General features: G+C 54.9%; 18 protein-coding genes. 17 read left to right on the forward strand and 1 reads right to left on the reverse strand.

Annotated elements, in window-relative coordinates; genetic code table 11:
• Positions 1–9 precede the first annotated feature (9 nt).
• The 15 genes from leuC (at position 10) to A6R74_RS05800 (ending at position 17,177) form a co-directional block, all read left to right on the forward strand.
• Positions 10–1,461 carry a 3-isopropylmalate dehydratase large subunit gene (gene leuC, locus A6R74_RS05730; protein WP_064233491.1) on the forward strand — a complete coding sequence of 484 codons (1,452 nt, stop codon included), beginning with the start codon at positions 10–12 and terminating at the stop codon, positions 1,459–1,461.
• A gap of 3 nt (positions 1,462–1,464) precedes the next feature.
• The gene (gene leuD / locus A6R74_RS05735) at positions 1,465–2,112 is read left to right on the forward strand and encodes a 3-isopropylmalate dehydratase small subunit (RefSeq protein WP_064233492.1); all 648 of its coding nucleotides are present in this window, start codon (positions 1,465–1,467) and stop codon (positions 2,110–2,112) included.
• A gap of 35 nt (positions 2,113–2,147) precedes the next feature.
• Entirely contained in the window at positions 2,148–3,227 is a 1,080-nt protein-coding gene (gene leuB / locus A6R74_RS05740; RefSeq protein ID WP_064233493.1) for a 3-isopropylmalate dehydrogenase, read from the forward strand.
• 131 nt (positions 3,228–3,358) lie between these two features.
• Positions 3,359–4,471, forward strand: coding sequence for an aspartate-semialdehyde dehydrogenase (gene asd / locus A6R74_RS05745; RefSeq protein WP_064233494.1), 1,113 nt, complete (start codon positions 3,359–3,361; stop codon positions 4,469–4,471).
• A 225-nt stretch (positions 4,472–4,696) separates the two neighbouring features.
• Entirely contained in the window at positions 4,697–6,778 is a 2,082-nt protein-coding gene (locus tag A6R74_RS05750) for a type IV pilus assembly protein FimV (RefSeq protein ID WP_064233495.1), read from the forward strand.
• A gap of 9 nt (positions 6,779–6,787) precedes the next feature.
• Positions 6,788–7,726 carry a tRNA pseudouridine(38-40) synthase TruA gene (truA, locus tag A6R74_RS05755; protein ID WP_064233496.1) on the forward strand — a complete coding sequence of 313 codons (939 nt, stop codon included), beginning with the start codon at positions 6,788–6,790 and terminating at the stop codon, positions 7,724–7,726.
• Positions 7,723–8,361 carry a phosphoribosylanthranilate isomerase gene (locus tag A6R74_RS05760; RefSeq protein WP_064233497.1) on the forward strand — a complete coding sequence of 213 codons (639 nt, stop codon included), beginning with the start codon at positions 7,723–7,725 and terminating at the stop codon, positions 8,359–8,361. Before truA ends, A6R74_RS05760 begins: the two co-directional genes overlap by 4 nt.
• Before the next feature lie 147 nt (positions 8,362–8,508).
• Complete coding sequence (gene trpB / locus A6R74_RS05765; RefSeq protein ID WP_171051224.1) at positions 8,509–9,696, forward strand: tryptophan synthase subunit beta; 1,188 nt, start codon at positions 8,509–8,511, stop codon at positions 9,694–9,696.
• Positions 9,697–9,720: 24 nt separating this feature from the next.
• Positions 9,721–10,524: a tryptophan synthase subunit alpha gene (gene trpA, locus A6R74_RS05770; RefSeq protein WP_064233498.1), complete on the forward strand. Its 804-nt coding sequence runs from the start codon at positions 9,721–9,723 to the stop codon at positions 10,522–10,524.
• 95 nt (positions 10,525–10,619) lie between these two features.
• Entirely contained in the window at positions 10,620–11,639 is a 1,020-nt protein-coding gene (accD, locus tag A6R74_RS05775) for an acetyl-CoA carboxylase, carboxyltransferase subunit beta (RefSeq protein ID WP_064233499.1), read from the forward strand.
• Positions 11,632–12,990 carry a bifunctional tetrahydrofolate synthase/dihydrofolate synthase gene (folC, locus tag A6R74_RS05780; protein WP_064233500.1) on the forward strand — a complete coding sequence of 453 codons (1,359 nt, stop codon included), beginning with the start codon at positions 11,632–11,634 and terminating at the stop codon, positions 12,988–12,990. The genes accD and folC overlap by 8 nt, the downstream gene beginning before the upstream one ends.
• The gene (locus tag A6R74_RS05785; protein ID WP_064233501.1) at positions 12,977–13,735 is read left to right on the forward strand and encodes an SPOR domain-containing protein; all 759 of its coding nucleotides are present in this window, start codon (positions 12,977–12,979) and stop codon (positions 13,733–13,735) included. Before folC ends, A6R74_RS05785 begins: the two co-directional genes overlap by 14 nt.
• A 3-nt stretch (positions 13,736–13,738) precedes the next feature.
• Positions 13,739–14,314 (forward strand): CvpA family protein, encoded by a 576-nt coding sequence (locus A6R74_RS05790; protein WP_064233502.1) that lies wholly within the window; start codon positions 13,739–13,741, stop codon positions 14,312–14,314.
• 103 nt (positions 14,315–14,417) lie between these two features.
• Positions 14,418–15,938, forward strand: coding sequence for an amidophosphoribosyltransferase (gene purF, locus A6R74_RS05795; RefSeq protein ID WP_064233503.1), 1,521 nt, complete (start codon positions 14,418–14,420; stop codon positions 15,936–15,938).
• A 12-nt stretch (positions 15,939–15,950) separates the two neighbouring features.
• The gene (locus tag A6R74_RS05800) at positions 15,951–17,177 is read left to right on the forward strand and encodes an O-succinylhomoserine sulfhydrylase (protein WP_064233504.1); all 1,227 of its coding nucleotides are present in this window, start codon (positions 15,951–15,953) and stop codon (positions 17,175–17,177) included.
• Between the two features lie 115 nt (positions 17,178–17,292).
• On the opposite strand, the gene A6R74_RS05805 is transcribed toward A6R74_RS05800, so the two are convergent.
• The gene (locus tag A6R74_RS05805) at positions 17,293–17,571 is read right to left on the reverse strand and encodes a hypothetical protein (RefSeq protein ID WP_064233505.1); all 279 of its coding nucleotides are present in this window, start codon (positions 17,569–17,571) and stop codon (positions 17,293–17,295) included.
• Between the two features lie 386 nt (positions 17,572–17,957).
• Between A6R74_RS05805 and A6R74_RS05810 the strand changes: the two genes are divergently transcribed.
• Together A6R74_RS05810 and A6R74_RS05815 are read left to right on the forward strand one after the other, a co-directional pair.
• Positions 17,958–18,524, forward strand: a complete 567-nt coding sequence (locus A6R74_RS05810) for a cytochrome b (RefSeq protein WP_064233506.1) — start codon at positions 17,958–17,960, stop codon at positions 18,522–18,524.
• Positions 18,525–18,603: 79 nt separating this feature from the next.
• Positions 18,604–19,188 (forward strand): YceI family protein, encoded by a 585-nt coding sequence (locus A6R74_RS05815; RefSeq protein ID WP_064233507.1) that lies wholly within the window; start codon positions 18,604–18,606, stop codon positions 19,186–19,188.
• Positions 19,189–19,197 lie beyond the last annotated feature (9 nt).

Raw genomic sequence — 19,197 nt, forward strand, 5'->3', positions numbered from 1 at the left:
GAGAGACACATGTCAGGCCAAACGCTTTACGACAAACTTTGGAATCAACACTTGGTGAAGCAGCGTGATGATGGCACCGCGTTGATATACATCGACCGGCAATTGCTTCACGAAGTGACATCGCCCCAGGCATTTGAAGGGCTGCGTTTAGCCAACCGCAAGCCGTGGCGTTTGGATGCAAATTTGGCCACGCCTGACCATAACGTGCCAACGACCACTAAAGAGCGGGCGGAGGGCAACAGTGGGATTAAAGACCCGGTGTCATTGATTCAGGTGCAAACCCTGGACGACAACTGCCTTGAGTACGGCATCGAAGAGTTCAAAATCAACGATCCTCGTCAGGGTATCGTGCACGTAGTCGGCCCCGAGCAAGGCGCAACACTGCCGGGCATGACCGTGGTATGTGGCGACTCTCACACCGCTACCCACGGTGCCTTTGGCGCCTTGGCACATGGTATCGGCACCTCTGAGGTCGAACACGTGATGGCGACCCAGTGCTTGCTGGCGCAAAAAATGAAGAATATGCAGGTGCGCGTGGAAGGCGAGTTGGGCCTGGGCGTGACTGCGAAAGACGTAGTGCTGGCGATTATCGGCAAAATTGGTACCGCTGGCGGCACTGGTTACGCCATTGAGTTTGCCGGTAGTGCTATTGCTTCGCTCTCTATGGAAGGGCGCATGACCGTGTGCAACATGGCCATTGAGGCGGGCGCACGGGTCGGTTTGATCGCCGTGGACGACACCACCATTGATTACTTAGCCAAGCGTCCTTTCGCGCCCACGGCAGAGCAGTGGGAAGCCGCCGTGGCGGACTGGCGCAATCTGGTCTCCGACACCGATGCAGAGTTCGATAAGGTCGTCACCCTGAAAGCGGAAGAGATCGAGCCGCAGGTGAGTTGGGGTACCAGCCCGGAAATGGTCACCGGTATTTCCGGCCAAGTGCCTGACCCGTTGGCCGCACTGGATGAAACCGTGCAACGTAGCCACACCCGCGCACTGGAGTACATGGGCCTTCAGCCCAACCAGAAAATCACCGATATCAAGCTGGATAAGATCTTTATCGGTTCCTGCACCAACTCGCGTATCGAAGACCTGCGTGAAGCCGCCAAGGTGGCCAAAGGCAAAAAAGTGGCTGATTCGATCAAACTGGCCATGGTGGTGCCGGGTTCGGGCTTGGTGAAACGCCAGGCGGAAGCTGAAGGCTTGGATAAAATCTTTATTGAAGCCGGTTTCGAGTGGCGCGAGCCGGGCTGCTCCATGTGTTTGGCCATGAACGCGGACAAACTGGGTGCTGGTGAACACTGCGCTTCGACTTCTAACCGCAATTTTGAAGGTCGCCAGGGCTACGGTGGTCGTACGCACTTGGTTAGCCCTGCCATGGCAGCGGCCGCGGCAATCGCCGGTCACTTTGTTGATGTTCGCAGCCTGCCCGCTAACGACGCCACTCACGCTCAGGAGGCCTAAGCCATGAAAAAATTTGAACGCTTTGAAGGCGTGGTTGCGCCCCTTGATCGCGCCAACGTCGATACCGATTTGATTATCCCGAAACAGTTTTTGAAGTCGATCAAGCGCACTGGTTTTGGCGTTAACTTGTTTGACGAACTGCGTTACCTGGATGAAGGCCAGCCGGGCCAGGACTGCTCGCAGCGCCCGCTCAACCCTAATTTCGTTTTGAACCAGCCGCGCTTCAAAAATGCTGAAGTGCTGCTTGCCCGGCGTAACTTTGGCTGCGGGAGCTCACGTGAGCATGCGCCATGGGCGCTGGAAGATTTCGGTTTTAAAGTGGTGATTGCGCCCAGCTTTGCGGATATTTTCTACAACAACTCGTTCAAGAACGGTATTTTGCTGATTACCTTCCCAGAAGACGTGGTCGATCGGCTGTTTGCCGAAGTGGAGGCCAACGAAGGCTACCAGTTGGATGTGGATCTGGAGAACCAACGCGTAGTCACCCCTAGCGGTGAGATTTTAGAGTTTGAAGTGGATGAGTTCCGCAAGCACTGTCTGCTGGAAGGGTTGGACGATATTGGCCTGACGCTCAAAGACGAAGACGCCATCCGTGCCTTTGAGCAGAAGCATAAAGCCGCACGCCCCTGGTTGTTCCGGCAGTCTGCGTAAGCCAGTCTCCAATAATTAAATGCTAAGGAAGTTGCATGACACACAAGATCCTATTGCTGCCGGGTGACGGTATTGGCCCCGAGATTGCCGCTCAAGCGGCGCGTTTGTTGAAGGCGTGCCAGGAAGCGGGCTTGGATATTGAAGTCGAAGAAGGGCTAGTGGGTGGTTCTGCCTACGATGTTCATGGCGAGCCGCTGCCCGCGGAAACTCTGGAAAAAGCCAAAGCCGCCAGCGCTATTTTGTTGGGTGCGGTGGGTGGCCCCAAGTGGGATAAAATTGAGGATCTCGCCAAGCGCCCGGAGAAAGGCCTGCTGGGGCTGCGCAAAAACTTGGGGCTGTTCGGTAATTTGCGCCCGGCCATGCTCTACCCGCAGTTGGCCAGCGCTTCAAGCCTGAAGCCTGAACTGGTCGCCGGACTGGATATTATGATTGTCCGCGAGCTCACGGGCGGCATCTACTTCGGTCAGCCCCGAGGCATTGAAGAGCGCAACGGCGAGCGAGTGGGTTTTAACACCTATATCTACTCCGAGAGCGAGATTGAGCGCATCGGCCGTGTTGCCTTTGAAATGGCCCAAAAACGTGGCAAAAAACTCTGCTCGGTAGATAAAGCCAACGTATTGGAAGTGACCATTTTGTGGCGTGAAGTGATGGAGCGTTTGGCGCCGGAGTATCCGGATGTCGAGCTTTCCCATATGTACGTGGATAACGCCGCCATGCAGCTGGTGCGTGCGCCCAAGCAGTTTGATGTGGTGGTCACTGGCAATATGTTCGGCGATATCCTTTCCGATGCCGCTGCGATGTTGACCGGTTCCATCGGTATGCTGCCTTCTGCATCATTAAACGAGAGCGGGCAGGGCATGTACGAGCCATGCCACGGCAGTGCACCAGATATCGCCGGTCAAAACGTGGCTAACCCGCTGGCGATGATGCTTTCGGTGGCCATGATGCTACGCTACTCGCTGAATGAGAATGCCATGGCAGAGCGTATTGAAGCCGCTGTGGGCAGTGTGCTGGATGACGGCCTGCGCACCGCTGATATTGCATCTGAGGGCATGCAGACCATCGGCACCGATGCCATGGGCGATGCCGTGTTAGCGGCGTTTTCAAAGCAGTGAGAGAAGTCGTCGGGCTACCCCGGCGACCTTGTTTACTCTTTCGTTATCATGGAGCCGCTTTGGGCGGTTTCAAAATCACTGTGAAGAAGTGTGTATAATATAGGGACTCATTCTTTGCAGGAGGGCTTCATATGTTGAAAGTCGGTTTCGTGGGATGGCGCGGTATGGTGGGCTCAGTGCTCATGCAGCGCATGCAGGAAGATGGTGATTTTAACGGCATTGAGCCGGTATTCTTCACCACCTCCCAGGTTGGTCAGCCCGGTCCCGACATCGGTGTAGACGTGCCTCCGCTGAAAGACGCCTTTGATATCGAAGCGCTCAAAGCGCTGGATGTTGTCGTCACCTGTCAGGGCGGTGATTACACCAAGCCGGTCTATAAGGATCTGCGCAGCGCAGGCTGGAAGGGCTACTGGATCGACGCCGCCAGTACCCTGCGTATGGAAGATGAAGCGACCATCGTGCTGGATCCCGTCAACCGCAAGGTCATTGACGATCAGCTAGCCAAAGGCGCTAAAACCTTTGTAGGCGGCAACTGCACCGTAAGTTTGATGTTGATGGGTCTGGGCGGCTTGTTCGAAGCCGATATGGTCGAATGGATGACTTCCATGACTTATCAAGCGGCTTCTGGCTCCGGTGCCAAGCATATGCGCGAGCTGCTCAACCAAATGGGCCAGCTTCGCGATAGCGTGGGCGAAGAGCTAAAAGACCCGTCCAGCGCGATTCTGGATATCGATCGTAAAGTAACGGCAGCCATGCGCAGCGGTGACTTCCCGACCGATAACTTTGCCGCGCCGCTGGCGGGTAGCTTGCTACCTTGGATCGATACCAAGCTAGATAATGGACAGAGCCGCGAGGAGTGGAAGGGCAGCGTTGAGACCAACAAGATTCTTGGCCTCGACAACAACCCGATCCCCATCGATGGTCTGTGCGTGCGTATCGGCGCCATGCGTTCGCATAGCCAGGCATTCACGATCAAGCTCAAGCACGATGTGCCGCTGGATGAAATCGAAGACCGCATCGCCAAGCACAACGAGTGGGTCAAGCTGATTCCTAACGATAAAGACGCCACCATCGCTGGCCTAACGCCTGCGGCTTCCACAGGTACGCTGCAAGTGCCAGTTGGCCGTCTGCGTAAGCTGCAAATGGGGGGGGAATACCTCTCAGCATTCAGCGTGGGTGACCAGTTGCTGTGGGGCGCCGCAGAGCCGCTGAAGCGGATGCTGAAGATCCTGCGCGAACAGTAATTGTTTGTTGTAGTACGTTATTTAGCACGTCATCTAGTACGCCAGTCGAAAACGGGAAGCTGTTCGCAGCTTCCCGTTTTTTTTCGCCCTTATCTACCACGTTAGTGGGAAAAAACGCGCTATTTCGTTAAGTTATGATAAAACACGCGTAATACAATAATCTGGTATCAATAGTTAAAAGTAACTAAGCGATAGTTAAAATAAGTAGGCGATCGGGGTACATTCATGAAAAAAACACTGACATGGATTGCATGGCTCTCGTTGAGTTCAGTGAGTCCTATTGTGCTAGCCGTTGGCTTAGGGCAGGCGAATGTCAGCTCGTATCTGAATGCTCCTTTAGATGCCTCGATCCCGCTATTGGAAAGCAGTGATTATGCGCTAGACAATATTCGTGTAGCCATTGCCGACCGCTCTGATTTCGCAACAGCAGGCCTTGAGTGGACGCCGTTAGCTGCCAGTGTTCGTGCTCAGGTGGTGGAGCGTCAGGGCCAGCGACAGGTGCGCTTAAGTTCTGATCAAACGATGCAAGAGCCCTGGCTTGATTTGCTGTTAACGGTTGAATATCCAGGCGGGCAACAATTACGCGATATCACACTGCTGTTTGACCCCCAGGGCTATTCTCAACAGGGCTATTCTCAACAAGGTCAGTTGCCACAGGGCCAGAGGCAAACCGCTAGTGCCTCAGCGGTTGCCACCCCAGTTGCTGAAGCCAGGCCTGCAGCGTCCGCTGGCGTCCACGGCAATGCCAGTAGCACTTATATTGGCAGTGGCGATACGCTATGGAGTGTTGCCGAACGTATTAAGCCTGACAAGACAAGTGTCCAGCAGATGATGGTCGCGCTACTGGAGGCCAACCCAGAGGTCTTTCCTTCAGGCAATATCAACGACATGCGCGCTGGCAGAATGCTAGAAGTGCCTGACGCTCAACGCATGCTGGCACGTTCTCATGCCGATGCCGACGCTGCGATTAAAGCCATGAATGAAGCCTGGCAGGCGCGCCGCAATGGCTCGTTGCAGGCAGTGCCGCTACCGGCGATTGAAGCCGCACCTGTTGCTGATACCGCCATAGCGGCCGTCCAAACCCTCCAGGCTAATGGTTCTCGTCAACCTGATAGCGCGCTTGCCGCTGGCGGTTTGGAAACGGTCGTGCCAGACGGCTCAGAACCCGGTGAGCCGGAAGTGTTAACTCGTGCAGAGCTGACCGAGCAACTGCGCCTTAGTCAAGCGACGCTTCAGCAGGTGCTTGAAGAGCGTAAGTTGATGCGCTCAGAGCTTGATGAACTGCGTGGTGAAGTCGCCTCGCTGACCCAGGCGATAAGCGAGGCATTGGCGGTTCAAGAGTCGTCGCCAGAGCCATTCGCTGACACTTTAATTGATACAGGCAGGAGCGTTACTGACAGGAATGAGGCGGATAGCCCGGGCATGGCGGCTTTAATTGAACGTTACCAGTGGCCGCTGGCGTTGGCGACCATTGCACTGCTGGTAGCGCTATTAGTGTGGCTACGTAAGCGCCGGGAACAGACCTGGGATGAGGCCCCGCTTGTTGAGCCAGTGGTGAAGCCAACGGTGTCGCCTAGCGCGGCGCCCGAGGTAACGCCTATGCCGGAGGGTGTGGTTGTCGCGACTCCAAACCTACCCAATAATGATGCAGTGGGCGAGCCCCATAATGACAGCGGCAAATCAGTCGCGTTTGACCACGAACCAGAGCCCAAGACTAAAATCACTATTCCTGCTACTAATGACGAGCTATCAATAGATACTGACCAATGGCTGGTTGACGATAAAGCGCAGCCGCCAGCGCAAGATGACACGCTTCGCTATCATAAAAGCCAGGCATCCGGGCTGGCAGAGCAGGGCCGTCAGCGGCGGCTTGGGCTGCATGCTGTGGCCACTGATAGTTCTGAAAGCGTTTCATTAGCACCACCGCCGAGTGCCGCGCCTATGAGCCAACTGCTGGCTTCTATCGCTGCGGGTTTACCCGCGTCTGAGCCAGTGGCGGCTGTGCAGCAAACCGAGTCTGCCCCTGAAACAGCCGAGGATCCAGGCCATCGCTTTATCGATTACCACCCGCCGATCTTAAATAGCCCCTCAAATAGCCCTTCAAATAGCTTTTCAGGCAGACAAGATAACCTGCGCAGCGAAACGCCCATTCAGCCCACGGTAGAGTTCACCAGTGAGCCGCATGCAGAGCCGGTGCCACCTGCTAGTCAGCCGCGTCGGCCAGTTGAGGAGGAGTGGGAAATTGAAGAGGTAGCATTCAAGCCGCGAGGGCTGGATAATAGCGATCCTTCAAAATCTTCAACATGATGTGGCTTGATGACGCTGTTCTATCACTTCGATGAAAAAATTCCGCTTACCGGCCGCTTGGCAATGGGTATCGAGTACGACGGTACCCGTTACTGCGGCTTTCAGCGCTTAAAACACGCCGCATCGGTTCAGGCATCATTAGAAGATGCGCTGTCCAAGGTGGCCAACGAGCCCATCCAGGTAAGTGCCAGTGGCCGCACCGATTCGGGTGTGCACGCGACACGTCAGATTGTACATTTTGACCCACCGGTTGGGCGCTCCGAAAAAGCCTGGATCTTTGGCGCTAATACCCATTTACCCCGCGATATCGCCGTGCGCTGGGTAAAGCCCGTAGGAGACGACTTCCATTCACGCTTGTGTGCCTTGGGGCGTCGTTATCGCTATGTGCTGCTGAACCAGATTAGTCGCCCGGTATTGGAGCGGGCCAATGTGACCTGGTGTCGCGACCCATTAGACGCCGATGCCATGCACCGAGCCGCCCAGGCGCTGGTAGGGGAGCACGATTTTTCCAGCTTTCGCGCCGCGGGCTGTCAGTCCAAAACCCCCTGGCGGCATATGCACTTTGTTGACGTAAAGCGTTACGGTCAACTGGTGATGATCGATATTCAAGGCAATGCGTTTTTGCACCATATGATTCGTAACATCGCCGGGGCACTGGTAAGTGTCGGACGCGGTGCTCAGGATGAAGCTTATATTGGTGAACTTTTAGCGCTTAAAAACCGTCGCAAAGGTGACGTTACAGCACCCGCCTGCGGGCTGCACTTTGTCGATTCGGTTTACGATGAGCGGTTTGACCTGCCAAAAGAGCCGCTGGGGCCCCATCTGCTCTCGTTTACCGGTGAATGGACGGGAGAGCGTGAGCTTCCTGATACGCCGCGGGTGGCCTATCGGCGCAATCGCTCGCTGCGTAATCCGGCAGCGACTACTGAACAGGAGGCGTCGTCATGAGTGCTACTGAGCTAACCCGTACCCGCATCAAGTTCTGTGGTTTTACGCGAGGTGAGGATGTTGACCGCGCCGTGGCGCTGGGCGTGGACGCCTTGGGTTTCGTCATGTGGCCGAAAAGCTCGCGTAGCGTGAGGGTTGAGCAACTGGCCGCGCTGTCCGCCCGGGTGCCTGCCTTTGTGACTCGCGTGGGGTTGTTCGTGGACCAGCCTGCGGAGTTCATTGAGCAGTGCTTGCCCTATCTGGATATGCTCCAATTTCACGGCAATGAAACGCCGGATGAGTGCCAGCGCTTTGCGCTACCCTGGATGAAAGCGCTGCGTATGCGCGATGAGATTGATCTAGGCCATGAGGCACAACGCTACCATCAGGCCCAGGCGCTATTGTTAGATGCCTATCGACCGGGAACGCCGGGGGGCACCGGGGAGACCTTTGATTGGTCGAGAATCCCCGCAAATCTTGCAAAACCTGTTATCCTCGCCGGTGGGTTGAGTGCTGATAACATTGCTGACGCTGTGCGTCAGGTAGCACCTTATGCAGTCGATGTATCCGGCGGTATTGAAGTTTCCCACGGCTGTAAAGATGCCGACAAGATGGCGTCTTTTGTGCGTTATGTAGCGTTAGCCGACGCTCGTTAAAGTACGCCGCGCAGATACCTGTACTGAATCTGCTGCGTTATTAGTGAGTTCATTTATTGTTTGCCTGTTCTGGCGATCTTGTGAGGTATCTCTGTGACAGTTTCTGCGACGCCTGCTCCGAAAACTAAATTCAGCGATCTGACCCGAATGCCGGATGCCCGTGGTCATTTTGGCCCCTACGGCGGTCGGTTCGTGTCAGAAACTCTCAGCTTTGCGTTGGAAGAGTTGGAGAAGACCTACCTAAGCCTGCGTGATGACCCCGACTTCCAGGCCGAGTTTGACTATGACCTTGCTCACTACGTGGGGCGCCCGTCACCGCTTTACCACGCCAAGCGCTGGTCGGCGAGTCTTGGCGGTGCGCAGATTTGGTTGAAGCGCGAAGACCTTAATCATACCGGCGCTCACAAGGTCAACAACACCATCGGCCAGGCACTGCTGGCCAAAAAAACCGGCAAGCCGCGCATTATCGCTGAAACCGGGGCGGGCCAGCATGGCGTTGCCTCGGCAACCGTGGCCGCTCGTTTAGGGCTTGAGTGCGACGTTTATATGGGCGCTGAAGACGTCCAGCGTCAAAAGCTCAATGTCTATCGTATGCGCTTGCTGGGCGCGCGGGTGATTCCGGTGGAGTCCGGTACTCGCACGCTTAAAGATGCCATGAACGAGGCGCTGCGTGACTGGGTCACCAACGTTGATAACACCTTCTATATCATCGGTACCGTGGCGGGCCCGCACCCTTATCCGCTACTGGTGCGCGATTTCAATGCGGTGGTGGGGCGTGAAGCGCGACGTCAGTCGCTGGAGCAGATCGGTCGTCTACCCGATGCGCTGATTGCCTGTGTGGGCGGTGGCTCCAACGCCTTGGGTCTGTTCTACCCGTTTGTGGAAGATGACGACGTGGCCATGTACGGCGTCGAAGCCGGTGGTGATGGCGTGGAAACCGGCCGTCATGCGGCGCCGCTGGCATCCAATGCCCCCCGCGGCGTACTGCACGGTAACCGCACCTACTTAATGTCGGATGAAGCCGGGCAGGTGTCTGATACGCACTCTATTTCAGCAGGCCTAGATTATCCGGGCGTAGGCCCTGAGCATGCGCTGTGGAAGGATGTGGGGCGGGTTTCCTATGTAGCGGCAAACGATAAAGAAGTGCTGGAAGCGTTTCGCGAGCTGACCCATATGGAGGGCATTATGCCTGCCCTTGAGTCAGCTCACGCGCTGGCTCATGCCAAGGTGTTGGCGCCCACCATGCGTCCTGACCAGCATATCGTGGTCAACCTCTCCGGGCGTGGCGACAAAGACATCATGACCGTTGCTAAGATTGACGGCATCGAATTTTAAGGGCAGCTTTTTTTAAGGGCGAGCATGAACCGTATTGATCAGCGTTTCAGTGAACTTAAGCAGCAGGGTCGTAAGGCCCTGATCCCCTATATCACCGCCGGGGATCCAGCGCCGCAGTACACCGTAGGGTTTATGCATGCCCTGGTGGAGGCGGGCGCCGATGTCATTGAACTAGGCGTGCCTTTTTCCGATCCCATGGCCGATGGCCCGGTGATTCAAAAAGCCTGTGAGCGTGCCTTAAAGCAGGGTACGCGGCTGGTTGACCTTATGCAGATGGTCAAAGAGTTTCGCCAAACCGATACCACCACGCCGGTGGTGCTGATGGGGTACTTGAATCCTATTGAACGAATTGGCTACGAAAACTTTGCCGATCAAGCCGCCAGTGTGGGCGTAGACGGCGTTCTGATAGTGGATATGCCTCCGGAAGAGGCTGATGAGATTGGACCACTGCTGAAATCACGGGATTTAGCCGCGATTTTTCTCGTTGCGCCTACCACTTCGCATCAGCGTGCCGCTACAATATGCGCCCATGGTGAAGGCTATCTCTATTATGTTTCGCTGAAAGGCGTGACCGGAGCCGCCACCCTCAACGCAGACGATGTAGCCGAGCACTTGGCGCCGCTGCGGGGGATGACCGATTTACCGCTCTGTGTTGGTTTCGGCATTCGCGATGGTGTGACCGCTGCGGAAGTCGCTAAAGTCGCCGATGGTGTGATTGTAGGCAGTGCTTTGGTTAACCGTATTGCCGAAAGCGCCGATGCGCCGGAAACCATTGCGGGTCATTTGAAAAGTGTACTAGCAGAGATGCGTACGGCGATGGATGCCTAAAGCGAAATGCTTTATCGCCTATACTGAATTGATTAACGACACTCATCAAGCCTGGTTTTTTCCAGGCGTTGACGTATAACGGAAGCCTTTTTGATATGAGCTGGTTAGACAAGATCGTACCCTCCATGGGTCGTATCCAGCGTAAAGACCGTCGCGCTAGCGTGCCCGACGGCCTCTGGCGTAAATGTCCCAAGTGCGAAGCGGTTCTCTACCTCCCTGAGCTAGAGAAACATAACAGTGTCTGTCCCAAGTGCGATCATCACCTGCGCTTGACGGCACGCAAACGCTTGGACTGGTTCTTGGATAAAGCAGGACGCGAAGAAATTGCGGCGGAAATCGAGCCTGTTGATCGATTGAAGTTCCGCGACTCTAAAAAATACAAAGACCGCCTGACCGCGGCACAAAAAGACACCGGCGAGAAAGATGCGCTGGTTGCTATGCGCGGTGAGTTGGATGGTCTACCGGTGGTCGCCGTTGCCTTTGAGTTCACCTTTATGGGCGGCTCAATGGGGGCGGTCGTCGGCGAGAAATTTATTCGCGCCGCTACCCTGGCCCTGAATGAGAATATCCCGCTGGTGTGTTTTGCCGCCTCCGGTGGTGCACGCATGCAGGAAGCGCTGTTCTCGTTGATGCAGATGGCCAAAACCTCTGCCGCGCTCGAAAAGCTCAAGCAAGCGGGGGTGCCGTACATTTCGGTGCTCACGGATCCTGTCTTTGGTGGTGTTTCCGCCTCGCTGGCGATGTTGGGTGATTTGAATATTGCCGAACCCAATGCCTTGATTGGTTTCGCAGGCCCGCGGGTTATCGAGCAAACGGTGCGTGAAACCTTGCCAGAAGGTTTTCAGCGCAGCGAATTTCTGCTTGAGCACGGCACCGTCGATATGATCGTCCATCGCCATGAAATGCGTGCCCGCGTGGGCAGCGTGCTGCGTAAGCTAACGCACCACGAAGCGACGCTGGATACTTCGACAACCCCTGATGATGCTGAAGTGGTTGAGCCGATCGTTGAAGAAGCTAGCTTAGCGGACACTGCTAACGTCACTTTTGACAAGGTCGATGCGACCAAGAAGGACGCTGCTTCCGTTAAGAGTGATGATAATTCACGCAATGCCTGACTCTCTAGAACCACACGCTCTCCAGCCGTCTTCTGTGCCGCTATATTCTTTAAAACAGTGGCTTGAGCATTTGGAAACCCTGCACCCGGTGGGGATCGAGCTGGGCCTAGAGCGGGTCTCACAGGTGGCAAAACGTATGGGGCTGCTTTCATGCCCCATCGCCCCTTGTGTTATTACAGTGGCAGGTACCAATGGCAAGGGCTCAACCCTTGCCATGATTGATAGTATTGCCCGTGCCCATGGTTGGCGCGTGGGTACCTACACTTCCCCCCATTTATTGCGCTACAACGAACGCGTTAAAATCGACGGCCAGGAAGCCGACGACCAACTGCTTGTGCAGGGGTTTGAACAGGTGGAACGTGCGCGCTTGCAGGGTAGTGAAATCAGCCTCACCTATTTTGAAGCGGGTACGCTGTGTGGTCTGTGGTGCCTGGTCAATGCAGAGCTTGATCTTGCGGTACTGGAAGTCGGGCTGGGTGGGCGCCTTGATGCGGTCAATATCATTGATGCGGATGTGGCTATCGTCACCACCATTGCTCAGGATCACGCTAACTTCTTGGGCACCGACTTAGCCCAGATTGGGCGTGAAAAAGCCGGTATTTTTCGTCCCAATCGACCCGCCGTGTTAGGTAGCCAAACGCTTCCTCCGAGTGTTGCTGAGTGTGCTCAGCTGCTATCGGCACCCACGTTTAGTTTGGGCCAGCAATTCACCCATCAGGCGATGGCGGGTGAGGCTTGCCAATGGCGCTGGCAGGGCCAGCATGCGGATGGCCAGCGCGTCGTGATTGATGAGCTCGCAGATCCCGGACTGCCTATCGATAACGCCGCTACGGCTTTGCAGGCACTTTTGCTTGCCGGGCTCGAGTTAGAAAAATCGCCTGTGCAAGCAGCGCTTGGTTCGGTGCAGTTGGCAGGACGGATGCAATGGATTGGATCCTGGTGCCTGGACGTGGGGCATAATCCTCATGCCGCCGAATATGTCGTTCGCCATTTGCCATCACCGCCGGAAGGTGGTCGCCAGTGGTGCCTTATCGGCATGTTGAATGATAAGGATATTGACGGTGTCATAAAAACGTTAGCGTCCCGCATTGGTGATTGGGTATGCGTGTCGCTGAGTGGGGAGCGAGGTTGCCGGGCAAGCGAGTTGTCGCAACGTATTATTGCTCAGGGAGGGCGGGTGCATTTTTGTGCGGATTCGCCGCAAGCAGGCGTCGATTGGCTCGCGCAAATGTTAACGCCCAATGATCGTGTCTTGGCCACCGGGTCGTTCTTTACAGTCGCGGCACTGTTAGCTCGACCACTGCCAACAGGCGCTGCGTCGCTTGATGGAGGCGAAAATGAAATACGGTAAAACGGAACGCATTAGCGGCATTGTGATTCTACTCGCGTTACTGGCGATCTTTGTGCCGTGGTTAATGAGTGACCCCGCGCCGAGAGAAGAGCGCCCCCAGCCGAGCTTTGTAATTGAGCAGCCGGTTGAAGTTGAGCGCCGTGACGTTCCTGCACCGGAACGGCCTGCAACCATTGGTGAATTATCGGCCCCGCAGGGAGAGGGTGAAGAGGGCGATATCCCTATTGACGCCAATCCGCGGTTGCCGGACACCGATCAAATCGCGGCTTCGTCTTCCCGCCCTGAAGCGGCGGGCTCCAGTGAACCGGATGAAGCCCCAGCCAGCTCCAATAGCGACCCTATCGCGGACTTAATCGCCAGCAATAGCGGCAGTGGTCAAAGCAACGCTGGAGGCACGTCGCAGAGCTCTTCACAAAATTCTTCCCAAAGCTCTTCACAAAGCTCTTCACAAAGCTCTTCACAAAGTACGTCGCAAAGCTCGTCATCTAGCGCACCGAGCCCCTCATCCAGCGCTCAGGGAGAGTGGGCCGTTCAGGTTGGCAGTTTTGGTGAGCCCGGCAATGCGCAGCGCCTAAGCGAACAGCTTTCTGGTGAGGGCTTTACTGTTTATCAGCGTCAGCGCGATAACAATATGACCACTGTCTTTGTGGGCCCTTATGCCACCTCGGAAGAGGGCGAGTCCGCGATGTCTTCGATTAAACAGCGGGCTAATGTGCAGGGCCTGCTTGTGCGGGTAAGAGACTAACCCATGGCGTTAACCTGGATTGACGCGCTGTTCTTAGCCGTGTTGGCGTTGTCGATGCTGGCTGGTTTCGTCAGAGGATTTGTTCGCGAAGCCTTGGGGTTAGCCGCCTGGGTAGTGGCGTTAATGGTTGCCCGAGTGCTCGCCGAGCCGGTGGCCGAGCTGATGAGCGGGTTTATCGAAAGCTTTGATGCCCGCCTGGTACTCGCTTTTATACTTGTGATCTTTGCCGTTATTTTGCTTTGCGGCATCGTGATTCGCTTAGTGCACGCCGCGATTGAGTGGGTGGGCATGGGGCTTTTGAACCGCGTGGCGGGGGCCGCTTTTGGCGTTGCCCGCGGGGCGGTTATTTTGCTTATTGCCACCGTGCTGATTACCCTTACGCCGCTGGCGGAGCTGCAGGCGTGGCAACAGGCGGAGCTGCGGCCCACCTTTATTCAGTTGCGCGATTGGGCGGTGAGCCAGTTAGACCAGTGGGATCGTGAGCTACCTGAGGCGCCAGCGTCACTGCGCGACATTTCTCTACCCGAACTGCGCATGCCTGGTGCGGCAGAGCGAGAAGTTATCCCGACAGGTGATTGACCTGTTACTGAAGAAGTTGATTCTACGAACGTTCGGGCTTGCATAGTTAGGTGACTTAGGTAAGTGACTTAAACAAGCCATGGCATTAAGCGAGGTAACGTGAATGTGCGGTATAGTGGGCCTTCTGGGCAAGCAGGCGGTAAATCAGGGAATCTACGATGCCCTGACCGTACTTCAGCATCGTGGCCAGGACGCTGCCGGCATGATGACATGGAGCGAGGGACGCTTCCTACTGCGCAAGAGTAACGGCTTGGTGCGTGATGTTTTTCACACCCGCCATATGGCACGCCTAAAAGGTAATCTAGGCATTGGTCACGTGCGTTACCCAACGGCAGGCTCTTCCAGCGAAGCCGAGTCGCAGCCGTTCTATGTGAACTCTCCATACGGCATTGCGCTGGCGCACAACGGCAACCTGACCAACTCTGAGCAGTTGAAGCAGGAGCTGTTCTCCACCGATCTGCGTCATATCAATACCAGCTCCGATTCCGAAGTGCTGCTCAACGTGTTTGCCCACGAGCTGGGCAAGCAGGGCTTGCACCTGGAAGCGGAAGATATCTTTGACGCCGTGCGTCGAGTTCACCGTCGCTGTAAAGGTGGCTATGCCGCGGTGGCAATTATTAACGGCTTCGGTATGGTGGCATTCCGTGATCCTTTCGGTATTCGCCCGGTGGTGTTTGGTACCCGCGAAGAAGAAAACGGCCAAGCGGTAATGATCGCTTCCGAATCCGTTGCCCTGGATGTCGGCGGTTTCGAGCTTGAACGTGATCTATCGCCGGGCGAAGCCATTTTTGTCGATATCGAAGGCAATATTCATACGCAGGTGTGCGCGGATCGTCCGCAGCTGCGCTCGTGTATTTTTGAGCACGTGTATCTAGCGCGTCCGGATTCACTGTTGGACGGCGCCTATGTGTATGGCACCCGGATGCAGATGGGCCGTAAGCTGGGCGACCGCATTCTCAACGAGTGGCCGGATCACGATATTGATGTGGTGATTCCTATCCCCGATACCTCGCGCACCTCCGCCCTTGAAATGGCGCAGCATTTGGGTGTGACTTATCGCGAAGGGTTTATGAAGAACCGCTATATTGGTCGCACCTTTATTATGCCGGGGCAGACCCAGCGTAAAAAATCGGTACGTCAGAAGCTGAATGCCATCGACGTTGAGTTTAAGGGCAAAAACGTCCTGCTCGTAGACGACTCTATTGTGCGCGGCACCACCTGCAAGCAAATTATTCAGATGGCCCGCGATGCCGGGGCGCGCAAGGTCTATTTCGCCTCGGCGGCGCCGCCGGTTCGCTTCCCCAACGTGTACGGCATTGATATGCCCGCGGCCTCTGAGTTGATAGCTCATGGCCGTAGCGAAGAGGAAGTGGGGGATCTGATTGGCGCTGACCGCATCTTCTATCAAAACCTGGACGATCTAAAAGCGGCCTGCCGTGAAGTGAATCCTGAGATGGAAGAGTTTGATTGCTCGGTGTTTGACGGCAACTACGTGACGGGTGATATCGACGACGCCTACCTGGCCGCCCTGGAAGCTAGCCGCAATGATTCTGCCAAGGATCAAAGCGCCGGTGACCATGCTCTGGTCGATATGCACAATCAGGACGATGACCTGGACGATTAGGAGAGACGCCTTATGCATGATGATAATCACCAGGAAAACAGTCACCAGATAGACAGTCATCAGGACGAGTGGTCACTTGAGACGCTGGCGATCCGTGCGGGCCATCAGCGCACCTTTGAGCAGGAGCACTCGGAGCCTATATTTCCGACCTCAAGCTTTGTTTACGCAAGCGCTGCTGAAGCGGCGCGTAAGTTCGGTGGGCAGGAGCCGGGCAACGTTTACTCGCGCTTTACCAACCCTACGGTGCATACCTTTGAGCGCCGCCTGGCGGCTCTTGAGGGTGGCGAGCGCTGTGTGGCCACCAGTTCAGGTATGTCGGCGATCCTTTCCACCGTGCTGGCGCTGCTGTCAGCAGGCGATGAGATTGTTGCTTCCCGGTCGCTGTTTGGCTCGACGGTGAGTCTGTTTGATAAATATTTTGGTAAGTTCGGTATTACCACGCGCTATGTTGAGCTTTCCAACCTCTCTGCCTGGGAGGCTGCCATTACCCCCAAAACGAGACTGCTATTTGCCGAAACGCCCTCAAATCCGCTGTCAGAAATTGCCGATATATCGGCTCTTGCAGCGTTGGCAAAGCGTCACGATGCGCTATTGGCCATCGATAACTGCTTTCTTACCCCGGCACTCCAGCAGCCGCTGGCGTTTGGCGCTGATTTGGTGATTCACTCGGCGACCAAGTATCTGGACGGCCAAGGCCGTGCCGTCGGGGGGGCTGTGGTAGGTAGTCATAAACTGCTTGAGGAAGTTTTCGGTGTGGTGCGTACTTGCGGACCTTGCCTTAGCCCCTTCAACGCGTGGATTTTTACCAAAGGACTGGAAACCCTGTCGCTACGTATGAATGCCCACTGTGACAACGCCTTGACCCTGGCGCGCTGGCTGGATGCCCACCCGGCGGTTACGCAAGTCTTCTATAGCGGTCTGGAACATCATCCCCAGCACGATTTGGCTAAACAGCAGCAAAAAGGTTTTGGTGCCGTTTTGGGTTTTGAAGTGAAGGGCGGCCAGGAGGGTGCGTGGCAGGTGATCGACGCGACTCGTATGCTCTCTATCACGGGTAACCTAGGTGATGTAAAAACCACCATTACTCATCCTGCGACCACCACCCATGGCCGTTTATCCGATACGCAAAAAGAAGCGGCGGGTATTACGCCAGGGCTAATTCGCGTGGCAGTAGGCCTTGAGAGCCAGCAGGATATCCAGCGCGATCTTGCCCGTGGCCTGGATGTTCTCGCTGGCTAGTTGATAGTGAGCAATCCGGCGCTAACGAAAAACCCACCTTTGATGAAGGTGGGTTTTTCGTATTTCTGAAACTTAATGGATCATATGCTGTGCAAGCAAAGAACCATTCTGTGTTTTAAGAAGCGTTGCGGTGGGGCAGGTCTGACAGCGCAATCTGGTCTTCATTATTGGAAGAGTGATTGATGTGCGAGCTCGGAGCAACAACGCTGTTATTCTCTGCACCGCCGTTAACTAAAGGCAAATCAGCCGGCGTCATGTGCAAAGTGTCAGTGCTGTAATTCGCTGAAGAGCTAGGGTGAACAATCTGGTTAAGTTCGCCAGAGCCCTGTTCAGCTAGAACGGCAGTAGAAGTCAACGTCATGGCAATAGCAGTGATAAGGGTGATCTTTTTCATGATTGGCGCTCTCTAATAGAAAATTTGTGTGCAGCTTTTAAGCTCGTTGCACAATGTCTCTTAGGACATGCGCTAATAGTAAGCGTGCAAACAAAATAATTAAATTGATTAAACTTGCAGGATTTGTTCGATTTTGTAGAATGGTTTTTCGGTAAATTTTTCAGAAAGGTGTTTCGTTAAAAATCGTTAGCTGGTTATTCAATGGTTTTTACGAATGAAATATTCTGCTTTTTTCAGAGGTTTTCAGTAGCCTGTAGCGGTAAGGTTCAAAGCATGGTGCATTGCGCAATCCAAGCTCTGATAAGCGCGTTGGCGAAATTGAAGTACCCATGGATAAGAAGCAGTCATGATAATAAGCAGTCATAGATAAAATGAGGAATAGCAAAATGTTGCGAAACAGTCGCAGCGGATGGGGATTGATCAGTATTCTATTTCACTGGTTAAGTGCGCTGACCATTATCGGACTGTTTGCATTGGGCTGGTGGATGACCGATCTGGGCTATTATGACCCTTGGTATAATCAGGGGCCCTGGGTACACCGCTCAATTGGTATCTTGCTGCTGTTTGCCACACTGGCGCGTTTGGTATGGCGCTTCGTCCAGCCGACACCCCGTGCAGAGGGTAGCCGATTGGAAACTATTGCGGCTCATCTCGGTCACATTATTCTTTATGTACTTGTATTAGGCGTCATGGTGAGTGGCTACTTGATCTCTACCGCCGATGGGCGTGGTATCAGCGTATTTGGTTGGTTCGAGGTGCCTGCGCTGTTATCTGATCTGCCCAATCAGGCAAGCTTGGCGGGTGACATCCATTGGTACAGTGCTTTGGCGCTAATGATTTTAGCCGGTGGGCATGCGCTCGCAGCGCTTAAGCACCATTGGTTAGACAAGCACACAACGCTGGTGCGTATGTTTAACCCCGCTTATAGCATGCGCTCTGATTCAGAGTCGTAAGATAGATCCGTTTTGACCGCCGTGAAGACGATGTCCGCCTGTCACGGTGTTTATTAAGTAACCCAAGGAGTTGTTATTCATGTTAAAGAAGACTGCATTTGCCACTGCGATTGCCGCCGCGGCGCTGGTACCATTGAGCCAGGCTCAGGCAGCTGATTATCAAATCGATACCGAAGGCCAGCATGCCTTCGTTCAATTTAAAATTTCCCACCTGGGCTTCTCTTACATTCTGGGTAGCTTTGAAGAGTTCGATGGTCAGTTTGCTTACGATCCTGAAAACCTCGATGCCTCCTCTGCCGAAATCGAAGTACAGGTTAATAGCCTGACCAGTAACCACGCCGAGCGTGATCGTCATATCTTAAGCGGTGACTTCCTCAACGCCAGCGAGTTCCCCACCGCCACATTCACCTCAACAGGCTTTGAATCAACGGGTGAAAATGAAGGCGTACTGACCGGTGACCTGACCCTGCACGGCGAAACCCAGGAAATTGAAATGCCGGTGACGTTGATGGGTGAAGGCGATGACCCTTGGGGCAACTACCGTGCTGGTTTTGAAGGCAGCACAACGCTGACTCTGAGCGATTACGGAATCGATATGAGCGATTTCCCTGAATCCATGCATGAGCTTGAGCTATACGTGACGTTCGAAGGTATTCGTCAGTAAAGAGTACGT

This window comes from Halomonas sp. ALS9 (assembly GCF_001651035.1).
In the GTDB taxonomy this organism is placed as follows: Bacteria; Pseudomonadota; Gammaproteobacteria; order Pseudomonadales; family Halomonadaceae; genus Vreelandella.

What these genes read in the sequence shown, in the direction of transcription:
- leuC (WP_064233491.1), top strand. Translation starts at nt 10, where the DNA reads ATGTCAGGCCAAACGCTTTACGACAAACTTTGGAATCAACACTTGGTG.
- leuD (WP_064233492.1), top strand. Translation starts at nt 1,465, where the DNA reads ATGAAAAAATTTGAACGCTTTGAAGGCGTGGTTGCGCCCCTTGATCGC.
- leuB (WP_064233493.1), top strand. Translation starts at nt 2,148, where the DNA reads ATGACACACAAGATCCTATTGCTGCCGGGTGACGGTATTGGCCCCGAG.
- asd (WP_064233494.1), top strand. Translation starts at nt 3,359, where the DNA reads ATGTTGAAAGTCGGTTTCGTGGGATGGCGCGGTATGGTGGGCTCAGTG.
- A6R74_RS05750 (WP_064233495.1), top strand. Translation starts at nt 4,697, where the DNA reads ATGAAAAAAACACTGACATGGATTGCATGGCTCTCGTTGAGTTCAGTG.
- truA (WP_064233496.1), top strand. Translation starts at nt 6,788, where the DNA reads ATGACGCTGTTCTATCACTTCGATGAAAAAATTCCGCTTACCGGCCGC.
- A6R74_RS05760 (WP_064233497.1), top strand. Translation starts at nt 7,723, where the DNA reads ATGAGTGCTACTGAGCTAACCCGTACCCGCATCAAGTTCTGTGGTTTT.
- trpB (WP_171051224.1), top strand. Translation starts at nt 8,509, where the DNA reads ATGCCGGATGCCCGTGGTCATTTTGGCCCCTACGGCGGTCGGTTCGTG.
- trpA (WP_064233498.1), top strand. Translation starts at nt 9,721, where the DNA reads ATGAACCGTATTGATCAGCGTTTCAGTGAACTTAAGCAGCAGGGTCGT.
- accD (WP_064233499.1), top strand. Translation starts at nt 10,620, where the DNA reads ATGAGCTGGTTAGACAAGATCGTACCCTCCATGGGTCGTATCCAGCGT.
- folC (WP_064233500.1), top strand. Translation starts at nt 11,632, where the DNA reads ATGCCTGACTCTCTAGAACCACACGCTCTCCAGCCGTCTTCTGTGCCG.
- A6R74_RS05785 (WP_064233501.1), top strand. Translation starts at nt 12,977, where the DNA reads ATGAAATACGGTAAAACGGAACGCATTAGCGGCATTGTGATTCTACTC.
- A6R74_RS05790 (WP_064233502.1), top strand. Translation starts at nt 13,739, where the DNA reads ATGGCGTTAACCTGGATTGACGCGCTGTTCTTAGCCGTGTTGGCGTTG.
- purF (WP_064233503.1), top strand. Translation starts at nt 14,418, where the DNA reads ATGTGCGGTATAGTGGGCCTTCTGGGCAAGCAGGCGGTAAATCAGGGA.
- A6R74_RS05800 (WP_064233504.1), top strand. Translation starts at nt 15,951, where the DNA reads ATGCATGATGATAATCACCAGGAAAACAGTCACCAGATAGACAGTCAT.
- A6R74_RS05805 (WP_064233505.1), bottom strand. Translation starts at nt 17,571, where the DNA reads ATGAAAAAGATCACCCTTATCACTGCTATTGCCATGACGTTGACTTCT.
- A6R74_RS05810 (WP_064233506.1), top strand. Translation starts at nt 17,958, where the DNA reads ATGTTGCGAAACAGTCGCAGCGGATGGGGATTGATCAGTATTCTATTT.
- A6R74_RS05815 (WP_064233507.1), top strand. Translation starts at nt 18,604, where the DNA reads ATGTTAAAGAAGACTGCATTTGCCACTGCGATTGCCGCCGCGGCGCTG.